This window comes from Streptomyces sp. NPDC101152, assembly GCF_044768275.1.
Taxonomy (GTDB): domain Bacteria; phylum Actinomycetota; class Actinomycetes; order Streptomycetales; family Streptomycetaceae; genus Streptomyces.
In genome coordinates this window covers 205,229-227,989 of record NZ_JBIWPO010000001.1, presented here as the reverse complement: position 1 = coordinate 227,989, position 22,761 = coordinate 205,229, and the positions used below count along the sequence as shown (strand labels likewise).

The window sequence follows — 22,761 nt, the reverse complement described above, 5'->3', positions numbered from 1 at the left end:
CGTCCGCCGGGGGGGGGGCGCGCGGGGCCCCCCCCGGGCGCGCGGGGTTATGTCCTGGGGCGCCCGGGGGGGGGGGGCCGGGGGGGGGGGCCCGCCCCCCCACCAAAAGGGGTGAACGGTCGTAACTTTCCCGTGCGAGTCGCGTTCGATCGCGCTAAGAGATCAAACAGTCACGTTGCGTCAGGCGGCGGCCAGCTCTCGCCGGGCCGCTCTGCGGTCGGCCGCGACCTGGGGGTCGAGGGCCGGCACGGCGGCCAGGAGTTGCCTGGTGTAGGGGTCCCGGGGGTTGTCGTACACCTCGTCGGCCGGTCCCGTCTCCACGATCCGGCCGCGGCGCATCACCGCTACCCGGTCGCTGACCTGGCGGACGACGGCGAGGTCGTGCGCCACGAACACGAGGGCGAGCCCGAGTTCGCGCTGGAGTTCCCCGAGCAGGGCGACGACCTGGGCCTGGGTGGTGACGTCGAGCGCGGAGACCGGCTCGTCGCAGACGATGACCCGCGGGTCGGCCGCGAGCGCCCGCGCGATGCCCACGCGCTGGCGCTGGCCGCCGCTGAACTCGTGCGGGTAGCGGTCGTAGTGCGCGCCTTCGAGCCCCACGCGCTCCAGCAGTTCCGTCACCCGCCCCCTGATGCGCCGCTCGTCCCGCTCGCCCCGCGCGCGGAGCGGGTCGGCTATCGATTCGCCCACGCTGCGGCGGGGGTTGAGGGAGGACGCCGGGTCCTGGAAGACCATCTGCACGGCCGGATTCACCCCCACGCGCGCGTGCCCGCCGTCCAGGACCTCACCGGCCGTCGGCTCCAGCAGTCCGACCAGCATGCGTCCCAGTGTCGTCTTGCCGCTGCCGCTCTCGCCGACGACACCGAGGGTCTCGCCCCGGCGGACGGTCAGCGACACGTCGTCCACGGCGACGAAGGCCCGCTCGCCGCGCCCGAACTCGCGGCGCAGCCCGTTCGCCTCCAGGACGACGTCCTCGGCGGTGTTCCGGGGCTCCTGGACGTCTCCCTCCGCCACCGCGGGCGTCGCGCGGCGCGCGTCCACGCGCGGGACCGCGGCCAGCAGTTCACGGGTGTACGCGTCCTGCGGCGCACCCAGGACGTCCGTCACCCTGCCGTGCTCGACCACGCGCCCGTGGCGCATGACGAGCACCTCGTCGACGCTCTCGGCGGCGACGCCCACGTCGTGCGTGACGAGCAGAAGTCCCATGCCGGTCTCCTCGCGCAGCGTGTGCAGCAGGTCGAGGATCTGGGCCTGGACGGTGACGTCGAGCGCGGTGGTCGGCTCGTCGGCGATGAGCAGCTCCGGCTCGCAGGCCAGCGCCATCGCGATGAGCGCGCGCTGGCGCATGCCACCGCTGAACTCGTGCGGACGGGAGCGGGAGCGGCGTCGTGCGTCCGGGATGCCCACCCGGTCGAGGACCTGCACCGCACGCGCGCGTGCCGTTCGCCGGGAGACGCGCGTGTGCACGCGGTACACCTCGGCGATCTGGTCGCCGATCGCGTAGTACGGGTCGAGGGAGGAGAGCGGGTCCTGGAAGACCATCGCGGCCTTGGCCCCGCGCAGCCGCCGCAGTTCGTCGTCGGACGCCTGCCGCACGTCGACGCCGGCCACCTCGACCGAGCCGCCGACCCGCGCGCCGGTGCCGCGGTGCAGGCCGAGCAGGGCCGAGGCGACGGTGGACTTGCCGGAGCCGGACTCGCCGACCAGGGCCAGGGCGGCCCCCTGTTCCAGGGTGAAGGAGAGGCCGTCGACGGCCCGCAGGTCGCCGAACCGGACGGTCAGATCAGTGACTTGGACGAGACTCACGTCAGTACCACCCGTCGGTCGGCCACCGCGTACAGCACGTCCGCGACGGCGTTGGCGAGGACCACGAAGAACCCGATGACCAGGACCATCCCGACGACGACCGGCAGGTCGACCACGTTGACCGCGTGGACGAGTTCCTGGCCGATGCCGGGGAGGCCGAAGAGGGTCTCGGTGAGGACGGCCCCGCCGATCGCCGAGCCGACGTTGTTGGCGTTGAGGGCGATGACGGGGGCCAGCGCACCCCGCAGCGCGTGCCGTCCCACGATCGTCCGCTCGGCCACGCCGCAGGCCCGGAAGGTGCGGATGTGGTCCTCGGCCAGCGTCTCCAGCATCGACGACCTGGTGAGCCGGGCGAACGCGGCGGCCTCGATGAGGGCGAGCGAGAGCCAGGGCAACAGCAGGTTCCAGGCCCACTGTTCGGGGTCGTCGGTGAGGTTCACGTACTGCGGGAAGGGCAGCAGCTGCAGCTCGCCGCAGACGACGATCATCAGCACCAGGCCGATCACGAAGACCGGGGTGGCCCAGCCCGCCAGGGTGAGGGCGGTCAGGAGGCGCTCGGTGAACCGGCCGCGCCGCCAGGCGGAGAGCACACCGGTACCGACGCCGAGGACCAGCCACAGGACCATCGCGCCGAGCACCAGCGAGAGGCTGACGGGGAGCTTGGTCAGGATGATCTGCATGACCTGCTGGTCGCTCTGGTACGACAGGCCGAGGCAGGGCGCCGAGCAGTGCTGCACGGAGGTGCCCGTCGAGTAGTCCTGGCCGACGACGATGCCCTGCAGGAAGTGCCAGTAGCGCAGGTACAGCGGGTCGTCGAGCTTGAGCTGCCGGGTGACCTGGTGGACCTGTTCCGGCGAGCAGCGCGGACCGCAGGTGATCTGGGCGACGTTGCCGGGGGTGGCGTAGAAGACCACGTAGACGATCACCGAGATGGCCAGCAGGGTCACCGCGGCGCCGACGGAGCGCCGCAGCAGGAAGCCTCCGAAGCCGTTCATACGGTTTCCTCCTTCGCAGGCCCGGCATCGGACTTGCCGGGCTCGGCTTCGGACGTGCCGGCCTTCGCCTCCCGCTTGCGGCCCGTGCCGACGCTCAGCCGTGAGGCGGCGCGCGGGTCGAGGGCGGTGCGCACACCGTCGCCGAGGACGGTCAGGGCGAGCACGGTGACGAACAGCGCGCCCGCCGGCAGGAGCAGGTACTGCGGGGCCGCCTGGTACCAGACGTCCGCGGCGGTGAGCATCTGCCCCCAGGACGGGGTGGGCGGCTTCACGCCGACGCCGAGGAACGACAGGGCCGCCTCGACGCTGATGTTGACCGGCATGAGGATCGCGGCGTACGTGATGACCGGCGCGGCGAGCCCGGGGAGCAGTTCCCGGCGGGCGATGTGCCAGGCGCCCCAGCCGCTGAGCCGGGCGGCGGCGACGTAGTCGAGTCCCTTCAGGGTGAGCGTCTGGGCCCGCACGATCTTCGCGATGTTGCCCCACGCGATGAACCCGATGACCAGCGTGACCAGCACAGGTCGAGGAAAGCTCGCCGGGACGATCGCGAGGAGCGCCAACGACATGATCATCAACGGCATGGCGACGAAGGTGTCCGCGATCCGGCTCAACAGTTGATCAACCCATCCACGGCCGAGCGCGGACGCGATGCCCATCACCACGCCCACGGTGACCTGGATGACGGTCGCGGCCAGCGCGACCCCCAGCGACACCCGCGCCCCGTACACGAGCCGCGCGAACAGATCACGCCCGGTCTGCGGTTCGACGCCCAGCCAGTGGTCGCCGGTGACGCCCCCGAGCGGGCCGGTCGGGACGCCTCCGCGCGCGGAGTCGATGAGAGAGGGGTGGTAGGTGGTGGGGTCCTGGCCCTCGAGCGCCGTGAGCAGGGGCGCGGCGACGGCGACGAGGACCAGCAGCGCGACGACGGCCGCCGCGACGAGGGCGGCGCGCTGCGTGCGCAACCGCCGCCAGAACTGACGGGCCGCCGGAACCCCCGAAGCGGACGCCTCGGGGGTCTCGACGACGACGAGTGCTTCACTCACGGCGCTACTTCACCGCGACCTGCGAGATGTCCAGCACACCCGTCCAGTCGCTGATCACCACGTTCTTGATGTCCTTGCCGACCAGTCGCTTGTAGACGGGGTGGAACAGCGGCACGGTCAGCGCCTGCCGGCCGATCTTCTGGTCCAGCGCGCCCCACCTCTTGGCGGCGGCGGCAAGGTCGGTCAACTTGTTGATCGCGTCGATCTCGGCATTGACCGACTTGTCGTCGAGCAGGCCCGTGTTGAAGTTCGCGCCGTCCCTGACGATCTGCCGGCCGTCGAAGATCGGGGCGAGGAAGGGGCCGCCGGAGGGCCAGTCGGCACCCCAGTGGGCGAGGAAGAACCCGGGCTCGGTCTTCACGCTGTGGATCGTGTCGGAGTAGTCGTTGTCCTCCAGGCCGCGCAGCTTGGCCGTGATGCCGGCCTTCTTCAGCGCGTCCTGGATCGCGGTCGCGATCTCCGGGCTGGTCTCGAAGTTCTTGGCGTTGGAGTGCGTCAGGGTGACGGTGAGCCCGGTCGGGTAACCGGCCGCCTTCAGCAGCTCCTTGGCCTTCGCGGGGTCGCCCGTCGCGCCCGCCGGGAAGAGGTCGTACGGCGTGTAGCCGAAGGACTTCTGGTTCGGCAGGTAGGTGGTGGCGGGCTCGGCGAGGGCGCTGCCGCCGGCCGCGTTGATCACGGACGAGCGGTCGATGGCATACGAGATCGCCTGCCGCACCTTGGCGTTGTCGAACGGCTTGACGGTCGGGTTGAACGCTATGTAGTTCGTGTAGCCGAAGTGGCCGGTGCCGACGCGGGAGGCGAGTTCCTTGTCGCCCGACACCTTGGCGAGCTCGGCCGGGCCGAGGTTGGTGTCCGTGGTGACGGCCGCCGCGTCCGCCCCCTGGGACGCCGACAGCCGCTGGTTGATCACGGACGAGTCGAGCCCCGACTTCACGTCGACCTTGTCCGGGTAGGCCTTGCGCTCGGAGTCCGTCGCCGTCGACCAGTAGGTGTTGCGCTCCAGAACGATGTGCTCACCGTTGTTGTCGTTCTCGACGACCTTGTACGGGCCGGACGAGACCGGGTGCTCGGCGTACTTCGTGCCCGTGTCCTTGCTCTTCGGGACGGGCGTGAACTGCGTCTGCGTGGCCAGGTAGGGGAACTCGCCCTCGGGCTTGTTCAGGTGGAAGACGATGGTCCGGTCGTCCGGCGTCTCGATCGCCGACAGGCCCTTCTTGTCCTTGTACGGCCCCTGGTAGTTCGCGGCTCCGACCAGCCAGTCCCGCAAGTAGGGCGCGCCGCCGGAGAGTTCGGGGGCGAAGGAACGCTCGATGCCGTACTTGATGTCGGCGGAGGTGATCGGCGTGCCGTCCTCGTACTTGAGCCCCGGCTTCAGGGTGTACGTCCACACGGTCGCGTCCTTGTTGGGGCGCCCGGTGTCCGTGGCGAGGTCGGGGACCACCTTGGCGCCGGCCGCGCCGTTCGCGCGGTTGCGCGTGGTGAGCGTACGGAAGACCAGGGAAGGGACGTTTCCGCCGCCGGAGGTGTACAGGCGGGCGGGGTCGAAGTTCTCCTGCGGGCTGGAGTTGAGCACCGTCAGGGTGCCGCCCTTGTGCGGCGTCGAGTCGCCTGCGGAGCCTTTGGCATCGTTGTCCTTCGGCCCGCAGGCGGCGGCGCCCGCTGCCAGGACCAGGCCCACGGATGCCGCGGCCACGCGGCGCGCTGTGAGGGACGGTTGACGCATCGGATGGACGACCTCTCGGAGTGGGGGTACGAGCCCCGGCGAGTCGTGGTGAGTCACGGTGGCTCGAATGGTGAGACAGATTGACAAGGGATGAGACGTAAGTGAACAGACGTCTGCCCGGGCGTCAGGTCGTGGAAATCCGTGACCGACGGGTCAGGTCACGGCGAAAGGAAGGGAACGCGACGCGAACGCCTGGGGGCGGGCGTCAGCGACAGTGGATGTCGGCCACGCAGAGCGCGGTCACTCCGATGAGCGCCAGCTCGATGGCAGCGCGACGGAGGGCGTGGGGGGTCGACATGCCCAGAAATATGGAGGAACTTTCTGCGCATGTCAATGTGACCGAGGGGGCTGCTGTCAACTCCCGGGATACGGCCAGGGGTTGGGCAGGCAGTGGATCCCGTCGTGGTCGAGGAACTTCGTCTGCTGCTGCATGACCGGGGCGAGCTGGCCGTTCCTGGTGCACTGGACGTGGCCGTGACCGAGCCGGTGTCCGACTTCATGGTTGATCAACATCTGGCGGTACGCATGGATGTCCGCACCATAGGTCGTTGATCCCTGCGCCCATCTGTATGCGTTGATCATGACGCGGTCGGTGCTGGCGGAGTCGCAGGAGACGTTGTCCTCGGTGGTGTCCAGACCGGACTTGGCGCACCACTCGGCCGTGGTCCCGGGGCTGGCGAGGGTGACCACGAAGTCCGGTTTGCCGGTGTCGACGCGTTCGAAGGTGAGGGCGCCGTCGTGGGCCCAGCTCCGGTCGTCGTTGAGGGTCTTGTGCACGGCGTCGGCGAACAGCCCGCCGTCCAGCCCGAGTCCCTGCTCGACGTCCACCCGGTAGGTGTACTTCTGCCCCTTCCCGGGCGCCTTGTCGACGCCGGGGACCGCGTCGAACCTCCCCGGGCCCTCGACATCGGCGCCGAGCGGGAACTTCGTGTCCATGGCCTGGGCGTACGTCAACGTCGTCACGCTCGGCGAGGGGGACGGAGCCCGCGCGTCCCGTGCCTGGTCGGTGACGGCCTGCGTGCCGACACCGGTGTTCTCGCGTCCGTGCGTCACCTGTCCGGCGACCACCACGGCGAGCACGGTGGTGACGGCGGCGGCCGCGATGCCGGTGAACGTCCGTCCCTTGGTCCCCCTGGTCTGGGCGGGCACGCCCGTGGGCGGCAGGTCGTCGTCGACGTCGGCCTCGGACAGGCCTTCCTCACCGAAGGCGTCCAGGTACTCCTGCCGTGGCCCACTGCGAGGCGCCCGCCGCTGCCGCGGTACGACGACACCGGGCCCAGCGGAGCCGGCGCGCCCGGAACGACCGCCGACCCCCGTCAACTCACCCCATCCGCCCCCGGCTTCCCGCTGCTCAGGATGCCCGCCCCGAACCTCCGGCACGCCGTGAACCGTCCCCCAGGCGGGAGAGCCATGTGCCGGCGTACCGTCAGCCGGAAGCCGCGGCCCTGCCCCTACGCCCCCTGTGTCACTTCTGCCCCCCGCGTCACTCCTTGCGGCGCCGGATTTCCCCCGACGGCTGTGGCGTCCCACGTCGCCCCTCAGCCCCCCGCACCGTCGACAGCGGCCTCACCCACGCGCGCGGGCGACTCCCCCGCCTCCGTGAGGAGTTGCACGAACGCCCGGGCCACCGTGTCCGGGTACTCCATCATCGCCACGTGCCCCGCGTCCGGGAGGGTCAGCAGGCGGGAGTCGCGGAAGGAGCGGGCGGCCCTGCGGGCCATGCGGAAGGCGACGAGTTGGTCGCGTCCGCCGTAGACGAGGAGGGTCGGGGCGAGGACGCGCTCGGCCTGGCGCCACAGGCTGTGCTGGCCGCCCAGCGTGTAGGCGTTCACCAGTCCGCGCGCGGAACGCGTCATCGCGTCCCAGAAGTACGTCAGCTGCAGCCGCCGCTCCATCTCCTCGACGGCGTTGCGGAAACCTTCCGGCGTCACCCGCCCGGGATCGCCGTAGCAGAGCGCCATGACCCCGCGCACCCGCTGCTCCGCCGTCCAGTCCCGGCTGAACCGGGTGAACAGAGCGGTCACCCCGGGCAGCGCCAGCAGGGCCGTGGGCACGGCACTGCGCTGGACGCGTATCTCCGGCAGGGCGGGCGAGACGAGGGTGAGGGTGCGCACGAGGTCGGGCCGCAGCGCGGCCACGCGCGTGGAGACCGCGCCGCCGAGCGAGTTGCCGAGCAGATGCACGGGCCCGCGTCCGGCCGCGTCGAGGTAACGGATCACCGCGCGTGCGTGCCCGGTGACCGAGTAGTCGCCGTCGTCCGGCGGCGGGGAGTCGCCGAAGCCCGGCAGGTCGACGGCCTCACTGTCGACGACGCCGTCCAGCTCCTGCATCAGCGCCGACCAGTTCTGCGAGGAACCGCCGAGCCCGTGGACGTACAACGCGGGCGGCAGCCCCTCGCGCGCGGGTGGCCTCGACCGGACGGTCAACGTGATCCCGGGCAACCCGACCGACCTGAGCCGCTCGCCCTCGGCGACCCTGACGGGCGCCACCTTCGGGAGCACATTGGACGCCGGTACGGACGGCAGCTCGGTCGAAGACATGCGGCAATGTTACGAGACGATCACGCAGGGACCGCTGTGTCGGCCGTCACAGACGGCGGACGCATCCCATGGCGTCCGCATCGGGTGTCTCCTAGGCTCATAAAGAGGGCACCCGCGTGTAACCCCTGCTTCTTCCAGCGAGATTCACGTGGACACACAGGGGCGGGAACTAGGAGACGTAGGAAGGGAGCCCACCATGGCCATCGACCCCACCGACCCCGAGACCTTCGAGGACGAGGACACCGAGGCGGCACCGGAGATCGACGTCGAGGCGCCCGAGAACGACGCCGTGGAGCAGTACGCCGCCCTCACCCCGGACCGCGACGACCCGCTGGAGGACGTCGACCCGGCCAGGGCGAACGAGGCCGACCTGGTCGAGCAGCGCCGAGTCGTCTCCGGCGACGAGGACGACTACCGCTGACGGGGGACACCGGGGCCTGCCAGGGTGCCGCTGAGCTGGAACGGGGCACTTCGATGCCCAATCCTGACCGGTTTGAAACCTTCTGGGCGGCTTTCGTCACCGTCCGGTCCGTGAAATTCTGCGCTCGCACCGCGCACACCACGGTTACCGAAAAGTACGATGGCCGCGCGGCGCACACCGCATGTGGACGACATTGGGAGGCGGCGTGACAGCCATCGAGCAGACAGAGGCGGCACGCCCGCGGGGCACGCGCCTGCCGCGCCGTGCCCGACGGAACCAGCTGCTGGGCGCCGCCCAGGAGGTCTTCGTGGCGCAGGGCTACCACGCGGCCGCGATGGACGACATCGCCGAGCGGGCCGGCGTCAGCAAGCCGGTGCTCTACCAGCACTTCCCGGGCAAGCTCGACCTCTACCTGGCTCTTCTGGACCAGCACTGCGAGTCGCTGATCCAGGCGGTACGCGGCGCCCTCGCGTCGACGACCGACAACAAGCAGCGCGTACGGGCGACCATGGACGCCTACTTCGCGTACGTCGAGGACGACGGCGGCGCCTTCCGCCTGGTCTTCGAGTCGGACCTGACGAACGAGCCCGCGGTGCGCGAGCGCGTCGACAAGGTCACGAACGAGTGCGCCGAGGCGATCCGCGACGTGATCGCCGAGGACACCGGCCTCTCGCGCGCGGAGGCGATGCTGCTGGCCTCCGGCCTCGGCGGCCTCGCCCAGGTCGTGGCCCGTTCCTGGCTGCACAGCGACCGCAGCGTGCCGCGCGACCAGGCGGTACAGCTGCTGACCTCGCTGGCGTGGCGCGGTATCGCGGGCTTCCCGCTGCACGGCGTCGAGCAGCAGCACTGAGGACACACGCCTCCCCCCGGGGGGTTTTGTTCCCGCTCCCTGTTCGCTCTTGGCGTTCCCGGGCGGAGCGTGCGCGTCCCCTCACCGGGCTAATGTGTGCTGGGTACGGCGCGTTAAGGTTCGCGCACTTCACTGACCGTCGGAGGGACATAGCCGTGGAGGTCAAGATCGGCGTGCAGCACGCGCCCCGCGAGATCGTTCTGGAGAGCGGTCAGAGTGCCGAGGAGGTCGAGCGGGCGGTGTCCGAGGCCCTGGCGGGCAAGTCGCAGCTGCTGAGCCTCGTGGACGAGCACGGCCGCAAGGTCCTCGTCCCGGCCGACCGTCTCGCCTACGTCGAGCTCGGCGAGCCGGCCCCGCGCAAGGTGGGCTTCGGCGCGCTGTAGGCAACACCCCGGAGCACGGCGGAGGGGCCCGGCGACTGATCAGTCGCCGGGCCCCTCCGCGTTCTGTCCGGTGCTCTGCGCGGGAATCTCCGCCTCCACGAACGGAGCACACAGAGCGCACACAGGAGGATTGCATTCCGCAGGTCACGGGTATGACGGGCTACGACCGTGATGGGCAGTGTGGCCGTGTGGGAGGGACCCCCATGATGTTGTTCGAAGCGCTCGGCTCCGCTCTGCTCGGTCTGGTACTGGCCTGGGCCGCGGACCGCCGCCTCGGCCACCGCCTGCCGGCCCGTTCCCTGGTCCTCGCGACCGGCGTCGCGGGAGCCCTTTTCGGTGCCTTCGTCACCGACAGCGCCTTCGACCCGGGCAACGTCCTGCTCGTCCTGATCGGCGCGGCCGTCGTCGCCACCGCCTCGCTGTCCCTGCTGCTGCGTCCGTCGGGGCGACTCCGCCGGCGCCAGGCGCCGGCGTAACCCTCCGAACCCTCCGACAAACCCTCCGACAACGACTTGAACGGCTGAGGAGACGACGCCGCCAACGCTCCTAGGGGCGTTACGCGGCGAGCCCCAACGCGGCCATCCGCTTCGTGTGGGCCTCGGTGATCCGCGAGAACATCCGGCCCACCTCGGCGAGGTCGAACCCGTCGGCCACCCCACCCACGAGCATCGTGGACAGGGCGTCCCGGTCCGCCACGACCCGCTGGGACTGGGACAGGGCCTCGCCCATCAGCCGCCGGGCCCACAGAGCGAGCCGCCCGCCCACACGGGGCTCCGCGTCGATCGCGGCCCGCACCTTCTCCACGGCGAACCCCGCGTGCCCCGTGTCGTCCAGCACGGCCAGCACCAGCTCGCGGGTGTCCGCGTCGAGCCGGGCCGCGACCTCACGGTAGAAGTCACTGGCGATCGAGTCGCCGACGTACGCCTTGACCAGCCCCTCCAGCCAGTCGGACGGCGCCGTCTGCCGGTGGAAGCCGTCCAGCGCGGCGACGAACGGGTCCATCGCCAGCGTCGGCTCCTCCCCGATCTCCGTGAGCCGGTCGCGCAGCCGCTCGAAGTGGTGGAACTCGGCAGACGCCATCTTCGCCAGCTCCGCCTTGTCCGCCAGCGTCGGCGCCAGCTTCGCGTCCTCCGCGAGCCGCTCGAACGCCGCGAGTTCGCCGTAGGCGAGCGCGCCGAGCAGGTCGACGACCGCGGCCCGGTACTGGGGGTCGACACTGGCCCGGTCCCAGGTCTGGGCGGCCACGGAGGTCTGCTCGGCGGATGCGTCGGAGGCGTTGTCAGGCGTCGTCATGAAGCGCACAATAGTCCGCTCGCCGCGCTCCGTAAGTCCCTGGTCGATCAGTGTGATGACGGCTACGTGACCAAATCGGCCATCGCGTGTGCGTGATTCCGGGGTATGGTGGTAATGCGCCTGCCGAGTACTCGACGGGCCGCACGTATGAGGATGCCCGGTCGGTGGCCCGATCGGCTCCGACCCGACAGCCCTCCAAGGCCGTACGGCACATCGCGTACGACGCTCGGAGGGGACCCCCTCAGCGGTACGAGCGCTAGAGCGTCGGCAGTGGTCCCGTGCCCTACGGCAAGACCGTAAGGCAGCCGACGTCCCCGGCACGGTCCGTCAAAGACCCCCCGCGCTCGCCTCGCACCGCGCACACAGAAGAGGCAGCACCCTGACTACTACGTTCAGAGATCTCGGCATCCTTCCCGAGACCGCCGAGGCCCTCGAGGCCGTCGGCATCATCACCCCCTTCCCCATCCAGGAGATGACCCTCCCCGTCGCCCTCTCCGGCACGGACGTCATCGGCCAGGCCAAGACCGGCACCGGAAAGACGCTGGGCTTCGGCCTCCCGCTCCTCGAGCGCGTCACCGTCCCGGCGGACGTGGAGGCGGGCCGCGCGAAGCCCGAGGACCTCACCGACAGCCCGCAGGCGCTCGTCGTCGTCCCCACGCGTGAGCTGTGCACGCAGGTCACCAACGACCTGCTGACCGCCGGCAAGGTCCGCAACGTCCGGGTGACGGCGATCTACGGCGGCCGGGCCTACGAGCCCCAGGTCGAGGCCCTGAAGAAGGGCGTCGACGTGGTCGTCGGCACCCCGGGCCGGCTGCTCGACCTCGCGGGCCAGAAGAAGCTCAACCTCAAGCACGTCAAGTGCCTGGTCCTCGACGAGGCCGACGAGATGCTCGACCTGGGCTTCCTGCCCGACGTCGAGAAGATCATCGGCTTCCTGCCCGCACGACGCCAGACGATGCTGTTCTCGGCCACCATGCCGGGCGCGGTCATCGGGCTGGCCCGCCGCTACATGTCGCAGCCCACGCACATCCGCGCGACCGCGCCGGACGACGAGGGCGCGACGGTCGCGAACACAGCGCAGTTCGTCTACCGCGCGCACAACATGGACAAGCCCGAGATGGTCGCGCGGATACTGCAGGCCGACGGCCGGGGACTGGCCATGGTCTTCTGCCGTACCAAGCGCACCGCGGCCGACCTCGCCGACCAGCTCAAGCAGCGTGGCTTCGCCGCCGGCGCGGTCCACGGCGACCTCGGCCAGGGCGCCCGTGAGCAGGCGCTGCGCGCCTTCCGCAACGGCAAGGTGGACGTCCTCGTCTGCACCGACGTCGCCGCGCGCGGCATCGACGTCGAGGGCGTGACACACGTCATCAACTACCAGTCGCCCGAGGACGAGAAGACGTACCTGCACCGCATCGGCCGTACCGGCCGCGCGGGTGCGAAGGGCATCGCCATCACCCTCGTCGACTGGGACGACATCCCGCGCTGGCAGCTCATCAACAAGGCGCTGGAACTCGGGTTCAACGACCCGCCGGAGACGTACTCCACCTCCCCGCACCTCTTCGAGGAGCTGAGCATCCCGGCGGGCACCAAGGGTGTCCTGCCGCGCGCCGAGCGCACCCGCGCGGGCCTCGACGCCGAGGTGCTGGAAGACCTCGGTGAGACCGGTGGCCGCGGTCGCGGCGGCCGGGGCGAGCGGGGCGGCGGCCGGCCCGACGCCCGTACCGCCGACCGCGAGCGCCCGGCCCGCACGCCGCGTCGCCGGCGTCGTACGCGCTCCGGGGAGCCGCTCGCCGATACGGCGACGGGGACGCCGGAGGCCGCCGAGGCCGTGCCGGCCGAGGACAGCTCGACGCGCACCCCGCGCCGCCGTCGCCGCACCCGCGTCGGCGCCCCGGTCGACCAGCCGGCGACGAGCTCGGCCGAGACCGCGGTGACGACGGCCGAGGGCCCCGCCCTGGACGCCCCCGAACCGGCCAAGCCGCGCCGCCGCCGCACCCGCAAGTCCGCGGAACCGACGGCTGCTTCCGCACCGGTGGAGGCGCCGGAGGCCGTGGCGTCCGCGCAGACCCCGGTCGCACCGGTGACGCCGGTCGTCCCGGACGCGCCGACCGCCGAGCCCGAGGCTCCCGCCGCTCCGCGACGCCGTACCCGTACCGCGGCTGCCGTCGACGCCGCCGAGGGGACCGTGGAGGCGGCTCAGGAGCCGACCGAGACGGCCCCGCGACGCCGTACCCGTAAGGCGACGGCCGTGGCGGAGGCGGCGGTTGACACGGCGGAGGCCACGGAGGCCAAGCCGCGCACCCGCACCCGCAAGGCGGCGCCCGCCGCGGACACCGCCACCGAGGCCGCCGAGGCCAAGCCGCGCCGTACGCGCAAGACCGCGGCAGCCGCCGAGGCCGCTGTCGACACCGCGGAGGCCACGGAGGCCAAGCCCACCCGGCGCACCCGCAAGACGGCCGCGACCGCGGAAGCCGCCGTCGACACGGCCGAGGGCACGGAAGCCAAGCCGCGCACCCGCACCCGTAAGACGGCGAGCGCGACCGAAGCTCCGGTCGACGCCGCCGCCGAAGCCACGGAGCCCAAGCCGCGCCGCACCCGCAAGACGGCCGCCGCGACCGCCGAAGCCGCAGCCGACACGGCCGAGGGCACGGAGGCCAAGCCCACCCGGCGCACCCGCAAGTCGGCCGCCGCGACGGCCGAGGAACCGGCCGAAGCCGCCGAGGCCAAGCCGCGCACTCGCGCTCGCAAGACGGCGACCGCAGCCGAGGCTCCGGCCGAGGCCGCGGAGGCCAAACCGCGCCGTACCCGGAAGGCCGCTGTGGCCATTCCGGCGCAGGCCGCCGACGAGCCGGACGTCACGCCGGCTCGGCGTACGCGCAAGGCCACGGCAGCCGCCGAGGGCGCGGAGACGAAGCCGGCGGCCCGCCGGACCCGGAAGGCGGCCGCCGCCGCAGAGTCCACGGACGCCTGACGCGGCGCGAGCACGCACCGTCCCGACGGCCCGGTCCACCACGAGGTGGACCGGGCCGTCGGCGTAACGACAGGCGTCCCGGCGCCCGGGAACGAAACCTTCAGCCGGTACCCTCGCCCCCATGAGCCGACCCCCTACCTTCGCCCCGCCACCAGGAGCCCGCACCTACCGCCTGCGCACCGCACGCGGGGAGTTCGCGGCGGTGGAGTCGTCCGTGGACGCGGACGGCGGCGTGGCGGCGAAGGGGACCGCTCTCCTGCTGCCCGGGTTCACCGGCAGCAAGGAGGACTTCAACCCGCTGCACGAGCCGCTGACGGCACGCGGCTACCGGGTCGTCGCGCTCGACGGACGCGGTCAGTACGAGTCCGACGGGCCGGAGCACGACGAATCGGCGTACGCACAGGAGGAGTTGGCGAGGGACGTGCTCGCGCAGGCGGAGGCGGTCGGCGCGCCCGTGCATCTCGTCGGCCATTCCCTCGGCGGCCAGATCGCCCGGGCGGCGGTGCTGCTCGACCCCTCGCCCTTCCTCTCGCTGACCCTCATGGCCTCGGGTCCCGCCCAGATCTCCGTGGCGCAGCAGCAACGCGTCAAGCTGCTGCGGGACGCGCTGGCCGTGATGACGATGGCCGAGGTGTGGGAGGCGATCCAGGCGATGGAGCCGCCCGAGGAGAGCGACGCCGGGGACATCGACGAGGGGCTGGCGGACCGGGAGGACCTGCGGCGCCGCTGGATGGGCAACAAGCCGGCCCAACTCATCGCGACAGGCCGCCAGTTGTGCGTCGAGCCGGACCGCGTGGCGGAACTGGCCGCCGTACCGCTGCCGTTCCACGTCCTGTCGGGGTCCCGTGACGACACCTGGCCGGTGCCCCTGCTCGACGACATGGCCCTGCGGCTGCGCGCCCACCGCACGGTCGTCCAGGACGCCGAACACTCCCCCAACACCGACGACCCGCAGGAGACGGCCCGCGCCTTCGCCGACTTCTGGGACCGCGTCCGAAAAGGCTAGAAAGGGCTTAGTACTGGGTCTGCAGGTGCTCCCAGAACCCGTCCCGCAGGGCCCGGCGCAGATCGGCCTGGCCGCGCAGGGAGTACTGCAGCAGGCCCTCCGCCTCCACCAGCAGGTCCTGGTCCACCGAACCCGGCAGATAAGGGTGGCCGGGCAGCAGCTCGACCAGGGACTCCCGGCCCCGCGCCGCCAGCCACTTGGCGGCGATCTGCGCGCCGACGAAGCGGACGTCCTCGCGGGTGGGCCGGGAGGCGCCGGCCTCGTAGGCGGGGGCGGTGCGGCGGGCGACGTAGGGCTTGAAGAAGTCGAGATCGAAGGTGCGCTGGCTGTCGACCTCCCAGAGCAGCGGCTCCGCCTGGTTGCGGCCCTCGGGGGCCTCGATGCCCCACAGGTGGACCCGGGCGCCGTACCCCTGCGCCGCCTCGACCGCCGACACCAGGTCCTCGTCGCCGCCGAGCAGCGCCGCGTCGCTGATGGCGCGGTGCCGGGCGAGCGACTCGAGATCGGTTCTGATCAGGGAGTCGACGCCCTTCTGCTGGTTGTTGGCGTTCAGGTTGCCCAAGCGGACCTTGACGTCCGGGAGTTCGGCGATCGACTGCTGCTCGGCGGTGTGGATGCGGCGTCTCGCGCCGTCGTACCAGTAGACCCGCAGCAGCCGGCTGTCGGCGAAGATCGTGCGCGCCCGGTCGATGAGCGCCTCGATCAGGCCCTCGGCGTCCAGGTCGAAGGCACGGCGGTCCTCCGTCCCCGCCACCAGCCGGCCCGCGGCCGCGTACAGGTATCCCGCGTCGACGAAGATCGCATGGGTCGAGGGCGTCTTCGCCACCTCGGCGAGCATGCGCTGCAGCAGCTCGTTGGTGCGGTCGATGCGGGCACTGAAGGCCGCGAGGTCGTCGTTCATCGCCTCCATTGTCCCGGCGGTCACGCTGCGAACACAACCGGTCCCGGTCAGTCTCATTCACACATCTCGGCGATCATTTACCGGTCAGTAGTTAGCCGTTCGAAAAATTTCTTTAGCGTAGGGAATGTTCGTAACACGCAGACCGTTGACTGGTACGGAACACAGCGAGACGAAGGGAGAGGCCATGCGCTTCGAAATCATGCGACTCGACGAGGTCGACGGTACGCCCGTGGACAGCACTGTCGTGGACGCCGCCTCCGTCAACCGGATCGTGCAGCAGGCCGCCGCCATCGGGCAGCGCCTGTGGATCCGACCGGCCGAGAACACGGCCGCGTAACCGACAACTGACGCGGATCACCGCTGAAGCTTCAGAGCCCCCGTATGGCACGGACGCCGTACGGGGGCTCTGCGCTTGCGCGGCTCAGCCCGACCGGACCACCTGGGTGATCCCGTTGATGATCTGCTGCACGGCGATCGCCGACAGCATCATCCCGGCGAGCCGGGTCACCAGGACGACACCGCCGTCCTTGATGAGCCGGATGATCAGCAGCGAGTAGCGCATCACCAGCCACAGCACGACGTGGATGGCGAGGATCGCGCACCACACCGACACCTGTGTGGCCACGCTGTCCGCCTTCTGCACGGCCAGGATGACGGAGACGATCGCACCGGGACCGGCCAGCAACGGCATGCCCAGCGGCACGAGCGCCACGTTGACGTCCTTGGTCTGCTTCGGTTCGTCGGTCTTGCCGGTGAGCAGGTCCAGCGCGATCAGCAGGAGCAGCAGTCCGCCCGCGATCATCAGCGCGGGCACGGACACGTGCAGGTAGTTCAGGATCTGGTGCCCCAGGAGCCCGAAGACGGTGATCACGCCGCCCGCCACACAGACGGCCTGGAAGGCCATCCGCCTCTGCACCTTGCCGGGGCGTCCGGCGGTCAGGGCGAGGAAGATCGGGGTGATCCCGGGGGGATCCATGATGACGAAGAGGGTCAGGAAGAGGGAGCCGAAGACGGCAGCGTCGAACATGAGCGATGAGGGCCTTGCGGGAGAAGAGGTGAGCGGGTGACGTGGGCGGGCGTCAGGCTCCGCCGGTTCCCGGCACCGGGAACGCCCCGGTCGCCCGGCGTGTGATCTCCCCGTAGACCTCGGGGTCGGTCGTGTACTCCCCGAGGACGCAGGTCTTCCGGCTGCCGTGGTAGTCGCTGGAACCGGTGATCAGCAGTCCCAGGTCGGCGGCGAGTCCGCGCAGCCGCGCCCGGGTGTCCGGGTCGTGGTCCATGTGGTCGACCTCGATGCCGTCGAGCCCGGCGGCGGCCATCTCGGCGATCGCCGGCTCCGGCACGGTACGGCCGCGCTTACTGGCACCCGGGTGCGCGAACACCGTCACGCCGCCCGCCGCCTTGACCAGGCGGATCGCCTCGAAGGGGTCCGTCTCGTGCTTCGGGACGTACGCCCGACCGCCGTCGGCCAGCCAGTCGGCGGTGAACGCGTCGCTCACGCTGGGTACCACACCCAGCTCGACCAGCGCGGTCGCGACATGCGGCCGCCCGACCGAGCCGTTCCCGGCGATCCGCGCCACCTGCTCCCAGGTGACCGGCACGCCCAGGTCCCGCAGCTTGGCGACCATGGCCCGGGCCCGCGGCACCCGGTCGTCCCGCACCAGCTCCCGCTCGGCGATCAGCGCCGGCTCCTCGGGGTCGAAGAGGTAGGCGAGCAGATGCATCGAGACGCCGTCGATCCGGCAGGACATTTCGGCGCCGGTGACCAGCGTGAGCCCGGCGGGCAGCGCGGCCAGCGCCTCGGAGTGTCCACGGGTGGTGTCGTGATCGGTCAGCGCAACGACGTCGAGTCCCGCGGCGGCGGCCTCGCGCACCAGCTCGGCGGGGGTGTCCGTGCCGTCGGAGGCCGTGGAGTGGGTGTGCAGATCGATACGCACGACGCTGACTCCAGGGATGCCGGGACGGAGGGGGACGCTCAAGGATAACGGGCCTTCGAGGGTGCCCTGTCACAGCCGAACCCCATCCTCGCCCCCTACAGCAACGCCGGAAGAGATGCGGCCCGGTGACCCCTACGGCTCAAGCAAGCGCGGCGACAACGCACCGCAGGGGACCAGTTCCACTTCCGCCCCGGCGTCGCGCAGATCCGTCAGCACCAGTTCGTCGTACATCAGCAGGCCGGACTGCTCGGGCCAGACCACGGCCCACAGCCACAGTCCGCGGGCCTCGCCCGCGAACACCGCGCGGTCGTCCGGGGTGGTGGCGACATGCCAGAGCGGGGTCGGGCGGCCGCCCGCCAGGACTTTGGCCTGGGGCGGTTTCTCGACGCTCAGGTACGGCCCCGGGTCCGGGCCGGCGACCCCCGCGTACCGCGCGCCGAGGCCGACGCCGAGTTCCTCGGCGACCAGGATCAGCTCCCCTATGCCCCCGAGCGGTCCCGGCCCCGAGCAGGCCACCGCGGTGGCGCGGCCGCCGTGCCGGTCGTCGCCCGCGCAGGCCACGCCGGTGAACAGCCAGCCGACCGGCAGGGGCCACGGCATCCACACGGGCACCTTGGTGCGGTGCACCACGACACTGAGGGCCTCGACGCTGGGCGGGACCACGGGCTGCACCGGATGCACGGTGCCGTGCTCATCGCACTGCCACGAATCGGCGAAGAGTCCGGGAGCCCTGACCCGGCCACCACACTTCGGGCAACTGGGTTCGCCCCTCATAGGGCCCCACGGTCCTACCCCGGCCCCCTCACGTCAAGGACGATCACCCGACCGGACGGAACCTGCACCGGAACCGCCACCAGGGAAAACTAGATGCGACTTGCATTAATTAGGCACCCTAACCTAGTATGTGTATATAGCAACTAACAGGCTCGAGAGAGTGGAGGAAGCATGGACGACCCCTTCGACGCGGGAGCGGGCGGCATCCTGCGGCAGCCGAAGGCCGTGTGGGCGACGGCCGGCGCGTCCGTCGTGGCCTTCATGGGCATCGGACTCGTCGACCCGATCCTGCCCTCCATCGCCAAGGGCCTGAACGCCACCGCCGGCCAGGTCTCCCTGCTCTTCACCTCGTACTTCCTGATCACGGCCGTGGCGATGCTGGTCACCGGCTTCGTCTCCAGCCGGATCGGCGGCCGCCGGACCCTGTTGCTCGGCCTCGCCTTCGTCGTCGTCTTCGCGGGCCTCGCCGGCACCTCGAACTCGGTCGCCGAACTCGTCGGCTTCCGCGCCGGCTGGGGCCTGGGCAACGCCCTGTTCGTGTCGACGGCCCTCGCGGTCATCGTCGGCGCGGCGGCGGGCGGCAGCGCCGCGGCGATCCTGCTGTACGAGTCGGCCCTGGGCCTCGGCATGGCCTGCGGCCCGCTGCTGGGCGCACTGCTCGGCAACCAGAGCTGGCGCTACCCGTTCTTCGGCACCGCGTTCCTGATGGCGGTCGGGTTCCTGTGCATCACGGCGTTCCTGAAGGAGCAGCCGAAGCCCGCCCGGAAGACCTCCCTGCTCGACCCGATCAAGGCGCTCGGGCACGGGGGCCTGGCCTCGGCGGCCGTCTCGGCGTTCTTCTACAACTACACGTTCTTCACCGTGCTGGCCTTCACCCCGTTCGTGCTGAACATGACGCCGTACAAGTCGGGTGCCGTGTTCTTCTGCTGGGGCGTGCTGCTCGCCGTCTTCTCGGTGATCGTGGCGCCGCGTCTGCAGGCACGGTTCGGCTCGCTGAAGGTGCTCGGCGGCTCGCTGGTCCTGCTGGCGGCCGACGTGCTCGTCCTCGGGTACGGCGACCACACCGCCGCCGTCGTCTGCACCGTCCTGTCCGGTGCCTTCATCGGCGTGAACAACACGGTGTACACGGAACTGGCGCTCGGCGTGTCGGACGCCCCGCGCCCGGTGGCGAGCGCGGGCTACAACTTCGTGCGCTGGTTCGCGGCGGCCGCGGCTCCCTACTTCGCGCCGAAGATCGAGGAGTGGACCGACATCCGCATCCCGTTCGTGGTCGCGGCGGCCACCGCCGCGCTGGGCGCGCTCGTGGTCCTGGTCCGCCGGAACTCCCTCATTCACGAGGCGGAAGAACTGGAGCCGAAGCACGCGGCCGAGGACGGTGTCACCGTCTTCGCCAACTGATGGAAACGAGCCTCCCGTTGGTGAGCTTGCTCACGCCAGGGAGACGGACGCGCGGGACGGATCCCTGAGGTCCGTCCCGTGCGTCAGCCAGCGCTCCTGGAGGGCCTGGGCGCCGTGGACGCGCTTCCAGGCGGCCTCGTTGGGGGTCATCGGGAGCAGCGGCAGGAAGCGGACCGGGTCGAGGGGCTCGTCCAGGTCGAGGTCCTCGACCAGACCGCCCGGCTCGGCGACGAGGACGGAGCTGAACGGGGCCGACGGCCACAGCGGGCCGCCGACGTCGAGCGAGGCGCCCGGGGCCACGATCACCCCCTCGACCTGCGGGGACGCGGCGAGCACCGCGAGCGGGCGCAGCGCCTTGTCGGTGTCGGCGAGGCCCGCCCGTACCGAGAGGACCAGTTCGGCGCGGGGGCCCTTGACGGGGTCGGCGACCATCGCCGTGGGGTCGCCCATGGGCTGCGCGGACATGCCGAGCGTGGCGTAGCGGACGATGTCGTCCTCGCGGAAGCGGAGCACCTCGATGGGGTCGGCGCCCAGGAACGTGACCGCCGCGCGGGCGTCCGGTTCGCCCAGCGCGGTGCGCAGCCTCGCCTCGACCAGAGGAAGAACATCAACCATGCGGCGAGCATAGAACTCGCCGGGACCAGGCAAAGCAGGGACCTTGACAGATGGGGTGGCTGGTACTCTGGCCCGGTCGTCGAGGCAGCACGCGGGAGCGTCGATCGGGTCCCGACGCCATGGAGACTCCCTTACGGGGGACCGGCCGGAGGAGGTGGGGCTGTCATGGATCGAAGTCACCCGTGCAGTACCGCTCGCTCTTCCCGCCGCTGACCCGCCTGATCCGGCCTGGGCTGCCCCCGCCTTTCACGCTCACGTCTTCACGCGGAAGAGCACTTCGTTTCGTTCTGCCTGATCTGTCTGATCTGAATCAGTAGCGAAGCCCGCCACCGCGACGGTGCGGTGCTCCCCGCTTTGTGGACGTGCCGAGCACATGCCGTCAGGACGTCCCCATTCCGGGCAGTTCCACCCGTCGTCGGCGCCTTTCGCTGCCCGTCACGAAGGAGCCCGCCATGTCGATGATCCGTGACCTGCGCGCAGCGGTCCGCCCGTCCCGCGTCTCGCCGCGCACGGACACCGCCGGGTACGACACGACGCGCGACCCCCGGACCCCCTCCGCCGTCGTCGACTGCGCCGTCTACCGCGACGGGGCCCGCGTCCAGACGCCCCAGCCGCTCGCCCCGCACGAGGCGATGCGTCAGGTGCGCCGCGACGGGGGCTTCGTGTGGATCGGGCTGCACGAGCCGACCGAGGCCGAGTTCTCCGGTATCGCGAGCGAGTTCGGGCTGCACCCGCTGGCCGTCGAGGACGCCGTCCAGGCCCACCAGCGGCCCAAGCTGGAGCGCTACGACGACTCGCTGTTCACCGTCTTCAAGACGATCCACTACGTCGAGCACGACGAACTCACCGCCAACAGCGAGATCGTCGAGACCGGCGAGGTCATGTGCTTCACCGGCCGGGACTTCTTCATCACCGTCCGGCACGGCGGCCAGGGCTCGCTGCGCGCCCTCAGGCACCGTCTGCAGGACGACCCCGAACTGCTCGCCAAGGGCCCCTCGGCCGTCCTGCACGCCATCGCCGACCATGTCGTGGACGGCTATCTCGCGGTCGCCGACGCGATGCAGGACGACATCGACGCGGTGGAGACCGAGGTCTTCTCGCCGGGCCGCGGCGGGGTCGCGCGCGGTGTCGACTCGGCGCGGATCTACCAGATCAAGCGCGAGGTACTGGAGTTCAAGCGGGCGGTGGCGCCGCTGCTGCGTCCGCTGCAGCTGCTGAGCGAACGGCCGATGCTGCTGGTCGACCCCGACATCCAGAAGTACTTCCGGGACGTCGCCGACCACCTCACCCGCGTCCAGGAGCAGGTCGTCGGCTTCGACGAGCTGCTCAACTCGATCCTCCAGGCCAACCTCGCGCAGGCGTCCGTGGCGCAGAACGAGGACATGCGGAAGATCACCGCCTGGGCCGCCATCATCGCCGTACCGACGATGGTGACCGGTGTCTACGGCATGAACTTCGACAACATGCCCGAACTGCACTGGCGCTACGGCTACCCGACCGTCCTCGGCCTGACGGTCCTCCTCTGCGTCGGCATCCACCGGGCGCTGAAGCGCAACGGCTGGCTGTGAGCGGCCTGGTTAGGCTGAGCCCATGACAAGCGAGCTGCTCGAGCAGGCCCTCGTCGAGGAGGCCACGAAGAAGTCCGGGCTCGTCTGGGTCAAGGGCCGGGGCGTGCCCGTCCGGGCGCTGTGGCACGTGTGGCACGAGGGGGCCGCGTGTGTCGTCGGCGACGGGCCGGGCGAGCAGCCGCTGACGGGGCTGGCCGACGGCGACATGGCCGAGGTCACGGTGCGCAGCAAGGACCGGGGAGGCCGGCTGGTCTCCTGGCAGGCGAGGGTCGTCGAGCTGGCGTCGGGTTCCGAGGCCTGGGAGGCGACGGTGGCCGAGCTGAAGGGCAAGCGGCTCAACGCGCCCGACGGCGAGGCGATGACCGGGCGGTGGGCCCGCGAGTGCCGGGTGCTGCGCCTCGAACCGACCGGGGCGACAACGCCGTTGCCCGAGGACAGCCTGGCCGAGGCACCCGTGCCGACGCCGGCGACGACCCGTCAGCCGGTCCCCGCGGGGCTGCACCGGCTGCTCGTGAAGAGGAAACGACACCGGTGAGG

At 71.2% G+C, this 22,761-nt stretch carries 23 protein-coding genes; 10 read left to right on the top strand and 13 right to left on the bottom strand.

Translation table 11 applies throughout. From position 1 onward, the window contains the following. Positions 1–180: 180 nt before the first annotated feature. The 7 genes from ACIRVK_RS01125 to ACIRVK_RS01095 form a co-directional block, all read right to left on the bottom strand. Positions 181–1,806 (bottom strand): dipeptide ABC transporter ATP-binding protein, encoded by a 1,626-nt coding sequence (locus ACIRVK_RS01125; RefSeq protein WP_404242636.1) that lies wholly within the window; start codon positions 1,804–1,806, stop codon positions 181–183. Then, entirely contained in the window at positions 1,803–2,801 is a 999-nt protein-coding gene (locus tag ACIRVK_RS01120; RefSeq protein ID WP_404242634.1) for an ABC transporter permease, read from the bottom strand. The genes ACIRVK_RS01125 and ACIRVK_RS01120 overlap by 4 nt, the downstream gene beginning before the upstream one ends. Further along, positions 2,798–3,844 carry an ABC transporter permease gene (locus tag ACIRVK_RS01115; protein WP_404242632.1) on the bottom strand — a complete coding sequence of 349 codons (1,047 nt, stop codon included), beginning with the start codon at positions 3,842–3,844 and terminating at the stop codon, positions 2,798–2,800. Before ACIRVK_RS01115 ends, ACIRVK_RS01120 begins: the two co-directional genes overlap by 4 nt. Positions 3,845–3,848: 4 nt before the next feature. Next, positions 3,849–5,567, bottom strand: a complete 1,719-nt coding sequence (locus ACIRVK_RS01110; RefSeq protein ID WP_404242630.1) for an ABC transporter substrate-binding protein — start codon at positions 5,565–5,567, stop codon at positions 3,849–3,851. Between the two features lie 205 nt (positions 5,568–5,772). Then, entirely contained in the window at positions 5,773–5,865 is a 93-nt protein-coding gene (locus ACIRVK_RS01105; RefSeq protein WP_404242628.1) for an Ms4533A family Cys-rich leader peptide, read from the bottom strand. 56 nt (positions 5,866–5,921) lie between these two features. After that, positions 5,922–7,097, bottom strand: a complete 1,176-nt coding sequence (locus tag ACIRVK_RS01100; protein ID WP_404242626.1) for a DUF3152 domain-containing protein — start codon at positions 7,095–7,097, stop codon at positions 5,922–5,924. Between the two features lie 8 nt (positions 7,098–7,105). Next, on the bottom strand, positions 7,106–8,107 hold the full coding sequence (locus ACIRVK_RS01095) for an alpha/beta fold hydrolase (RefSeq protein WP_404242624.1): 1,002 nt from the start codon (positions 8,105–8,107) through the stop codon (positions 7,106–7,108). Positions 8,108–8,303: 196 nt separating this feature from the next. Between ACIRVK_RS01095 and ACIRVK_RS01090 the strand changes: the two genes are divergently transcribed. The 4 genes from ACIRVK_RS01090 to ACIRVK_RS01075 all read left to right on the top strand — a co-directional run bounded on the left by ACIRVK_RS01090 (position 8,304) and on the right by ACIRVK_RS01075 (position 10,237). Next, a complete protein-coding gene (locus tag ACIRVK_RS01090; protein ID WP_404242622.1) occupies positions 8,304–8,528 on the top strand; it encodes a hypothetical protein in 225 nt (74 codons plus the stop codon). Positions 8,529–8,733: 205 nt separating this feature from the next. Further along, the gene (locus ACIRVK_RS01085) at positions 8,734–9,378 is read left to right on the top strand and encodes a TetR/AcrR family transcriptional regulator (protein ID WP_404242620.1); all 645 of its coding nucleotides are present in this window, start codon (positions 8,734–8,736) and stop codon (positions 9,376–9,378) included. Between the two features lie 155 nt (positions 9,379–9,533). Then, the gene (locus ACIRVK_RS01080; RefSeq protein ID WP_019754243.1) at positions 9,534–9,761 is read left to right on the top strand and encodes a DUF3107 domain-containing protein; all 228 of its coding nucleotides are present in this window, start codon (positions 9,534–9,536) and stop codon (positions 9,759–9,761) included. Positions 9,762–9,964: 203 nt separating this feature from the next. Continuing rightward, positions 9,965–10,237, top strand: coding sequence for a hypothetical protein (locus ACIRVK_RS01075; protein WP_404242618.1), 273 nt, complete (start codon positions 9,965–9,967; stop codon positions 10,235–10,237). Between the two features lie 79 nt (positions 10,238–10,316). On the opposite strand, the gene ACIRVK_RS01070 is transcribed toward ACIRVK_RS01075, so the two are convergent. Next, positions 10,317–11,054, bottom strand: a complete 738-nt coding sequence (locus ACIRVK_RS01070; RefSeq protein ID WP_404242616.1) for a ferritin-like fold-containing protein — start codon at positions 11,052–11,054, stop codon at positions 10,317–10,319. A gap of 472 nt (positions 11,055–11,526) precedes the next feature. On the opposite strand from ACIRVK_RS01070, the gene ACIRVK_RS01065 reads away from it, so the two are divergent. Both ACIRVK_RS01065 and ACIRVK_RS01060 read left to right on the top strand, forming a co-directional pair. After that, entirely contained in the window at positions 11,527–14,025 is a 2,499-nt protein-coding gene (locus ACIRVK_RS01065) for a DEAD/DEAH box helicase (RefSeq protein WP_404242614.1), read from the top strand. Between the two features lie 121 nt (positions 14,026–14,146). Next, positions 14,147–15,031, top strand: a complete 885-nt coding sequence (locus tag ACIRVK_RS01060; RefSeq protein ID WP_404242612.1) for an alpha/beta fold hydrolase — start codon at positions 14,147–14,149, stop codon at positions 15,029–15,031. A 7-nt stretch (positions 15,032–15,038) separates the two neighbouring features. Here the strand turns inward: ACIRVK_RS01060 and ACIRVK_RS01055 are convergent, their stop codons facing one another. Then, positions 15,039–15,932 (bottom strand): NYN domain-containing protein, encoded by an 894-nt coding sequence (locus ACIRVK_RS01055; protein WP_404242610.1) that lies wholly within the window; start codon positions 15,930–15,932, stop codon positions 15,039–15,041. A gap of 184 nt (positions 15,933–16,116) precedes the next feature. Between ACIRVK_RS01055 and ACIRVK_RS01050 the strand changes: the two genes are divergently transcribed. Beyond that, a complete protein-coding gene (locus tag ACIRVK_RS01050; protein WP_133044490.1) occupies positions 16,117–16,269 on the top strand; it encodes a hypothetical protein in 153 nt (50 codons plus the stop codon). 84 nt (positions 16,270–16,353) lie between these two features. Here ACIRVK_RS01050 and ACIRVK_RS01045 read toward each other — a convergent pair whose 3' ends face one another. The 3 genes from ACIRVK_RS01045 to ACIRVK_RS01035 form a co-directional block, all read right to left on the bottom strand. Beyond that, the gene (locus ACIRVK_RS01045) at positions 16,354–16,959 is read right to left on the bottom strand and encodes a MarC family protein (RefSeq protein WP_404242608.1); all 606 of its coding nucleotides are present in this window, start codon (positions 16,957–16,959) and stop codon (positions 16,354–16,356) included. A 52-nt stretch (positions 16,960–17,011) separates the two neighbouring features. Beyond that, positions 17,012–17,869 (bottom strand): PHP domain-containing protein, encoded by an 858-nt coding sequence (locus ACIRVK_RS01040; protein ID WP_404242606.1) that lies wholly within the window; start codon positions 17,867–17,869, stop codon positions 17,012–17,014. A 132-nt stretch (positions 17,870–18,001) separates the two neighbouring features. Then, entirely contained in the window at positions 18,002–18,643 is a 642-nt protein-coding gene (locus tag ACIRVK_RS01035) for a DUF6758 family protein (RefSeq protein ID WP_404242604.1), read from the bottom strand. A 171-nt stretch (positions 18,644–18,814) separates the two neighbouring features. Here ACIRVK_RS01035 and ACIRVK_RS01030 point away from each other — a divergent pair, with 171 nt between their 5' ends. Further along, positions 18,815–20,041 carry an MFS transporter gene (locus ACIRVK_RS01030; protein WP_404242602.1) on the top strand — a complete coding sequence of 409 codons (1,227 nt, stop codon included), beginning with the start codon at positions 18,815–18,817 and terminating at the stop codon, positions 20,039–20,041. 30 nt (positions 20,042–20,071) lie between these two features. On the opposite strand, the gene ACIRVK_RS01025 is transcribed toward ACIRVK_RS01030, so the two are convergent. Beyond that, positions 20,072–20,656 (bottom strand): suppressor of fused domain protein, encoded by a 585-nt coding sequence (locus ACIRVK_RS01025; RefSeq protein WP_404242600.1) that lies wholly within the window; start codon positions 20,654–20,656, stop codon positions 20,072–20,074. A gap of 452 nt (positions 20,657–21,108) precedes the next feature. Here ACIRVK_RS01025 and ACIRVK_RS01020 point away from each other — a divergent pair, with 452 nt between their 5' ends. Together ACIRVK_RS01020 and ACIRVK_RS01015 are read left to right on the top strand one after the other, a co-directional pair. Then, entirely contained in the window at positions 21,109–22,224 is a 1,116-nt protein-coding gene (locus ACIRVK_RS01020; RefSeq protein WP_404242598.1) for a magnesium and cobalt transport protein CorA, read from the top strand. Positions 22,225–22,246: 22 nt separating this feature from the next. Beyond that, entirely contained in the window at positions 22,247–22,759 is a 513-nt protein-coding gene (locus ACIRVK_RS01015) for a hypothetical protein (protein ID WP_404242596.1), read from the top strand. Positions 22,760–22,761: the final 2 nt, after the last annotated feature.

What these genes read in the sequence shown, in the direction of transcription:
- ACIRVK_RS01120 (WP_404242634.1), bottom strand. Translation starts at nt 2,801, where the DNA reads ATGAACGGCTTCGGAGGCTTCCTGCTGCGGCGCTCCGTCGGCGCCGCG.
- ACIRVK_RS01110 (WP_404242630.1), bottom strand. Translation starts at nt 5,567, where the DNA reads ATGCGTCAACCGTCCCTCACAGCGCGCCGCGTGGCCGCGGCATCCGTG.
- ACIRVK_RS01105 (WP_404242628.1), bottom strand. Translation starts at nt 5,865, where the DNA reads ATGTCGACCCCCCACGCCCTCCGTCGCGCTGCCATCGAGCTGGCGCTC.
- ACIRVK_RS01095 (WP_404242624.1), bottom strand. Translation starts at nt 8,107, where the DNA reads ATGTCTTCGACCGAGCTGCCGTCCGTACCGGCGTCCAATGTGCTCCCG.
- ACIRVK_RS01090 (WP_404242622.1), top strand. Translation starts at nt 8,304, where the DNA reads ATGGCCATCGACCCCACCGACCCCGAGACCTTCGAGGACGAGGACACC.
- ACIRVK_RS01075 (WP_404242618.1), top strand. Translation starts at nt 9,965, where the DNA reads ATGATGTTGTTCGAAGCGCTCGGCTCCGCTCTGCTCGGTCTGGTACTG.
- ACIRVK_RS01070 (WP_404242616.1), bottom strand. Translation starts at nt 11,054, where the DNA reads ATGACGACGCCTGACAACGCCTCCGACGCATCCGCCGAGCAGACCTCC.
- ACIRVK_RS01065 (WP_404242614.1), top strand. Translation starts at nt 11,527, where the DNA reads ATGACCCTCCCCGTCGCCCTCTCCGGCACGGACGTCATCGGCCAGGCC.
- ACIRVK_RS01060 (WP_404242612.1), top strand. Translation starts at nt 14,147, where the DNA reads ATGAGCCGACCCCCTACCTTCGCCCCGCCACCAGGAGCCCGCACCTAC.
- ACIRVK_RS01055 (WP_404242610.1), bottom strand. Translation starts at nt 15,932, where the DNA reads ATGAACGACGACCTCGCGGCCTTCAGTGCCCGCATCGACCGCACCAAC.
- ACIRVK_RS01050 (WP_133044490.1), top strand. Translation starts at nt 16,117, where the DNA reads ATGCGCTTCGAAATCATGCGACTCGACGAGGTCGACGGTACGCCCGTG.
- ACIRVK_RS01045 (WP_404242608.1), bottom strand. Translation starts at nt 16,959, where the DNA reads ATGTTCGACGCTGCCGTCTTCGGCTCCCTCTTCCTGACCCTCTTCGTC.
- ACIRVK_RS01035 (WP_404242604.1), bottom strand. Translation starts at nt 18,643, where the DNA reads ATGAGGGGCGAACCCAGTTGCCCGAAGTGTGGTGGCCGGGTCAGGGCT.
- ACIRVK_RS01030 (WP_404242602.1), top strand. Translation starts at nt 18,815, where the DNA reads ATGGACGACCCCTTCGACGCGGGAGCGGGCGGCATCCTGCGGCAGCCG.
- ACIRVK_RS01025 (WP_404242600.1), bottom strand. Translation starts at nt 20,656, where the DNA reads ATGGTTGATGTTCTTCCTCTGGTCGAGGCGAGGCTGCGCACCGCGCTG.
- ACIRVK_RS01020 (WP_404242598.1), top strand. Translation starts at nt 21,109, where the DNA reads ATGTCGATGATCCGTGACCTGCGCGCAGCGGTCCGCCCGTCCCGCGTC.
- ACIRVK_RS01015 (WP_404242596.1), top strand. Translation starts at nt 22,247, where the DNA reads ATGACAAGCGAGCTGCTCGAGCAGGCCCTCGTCGAGGAGGCCACGAAG.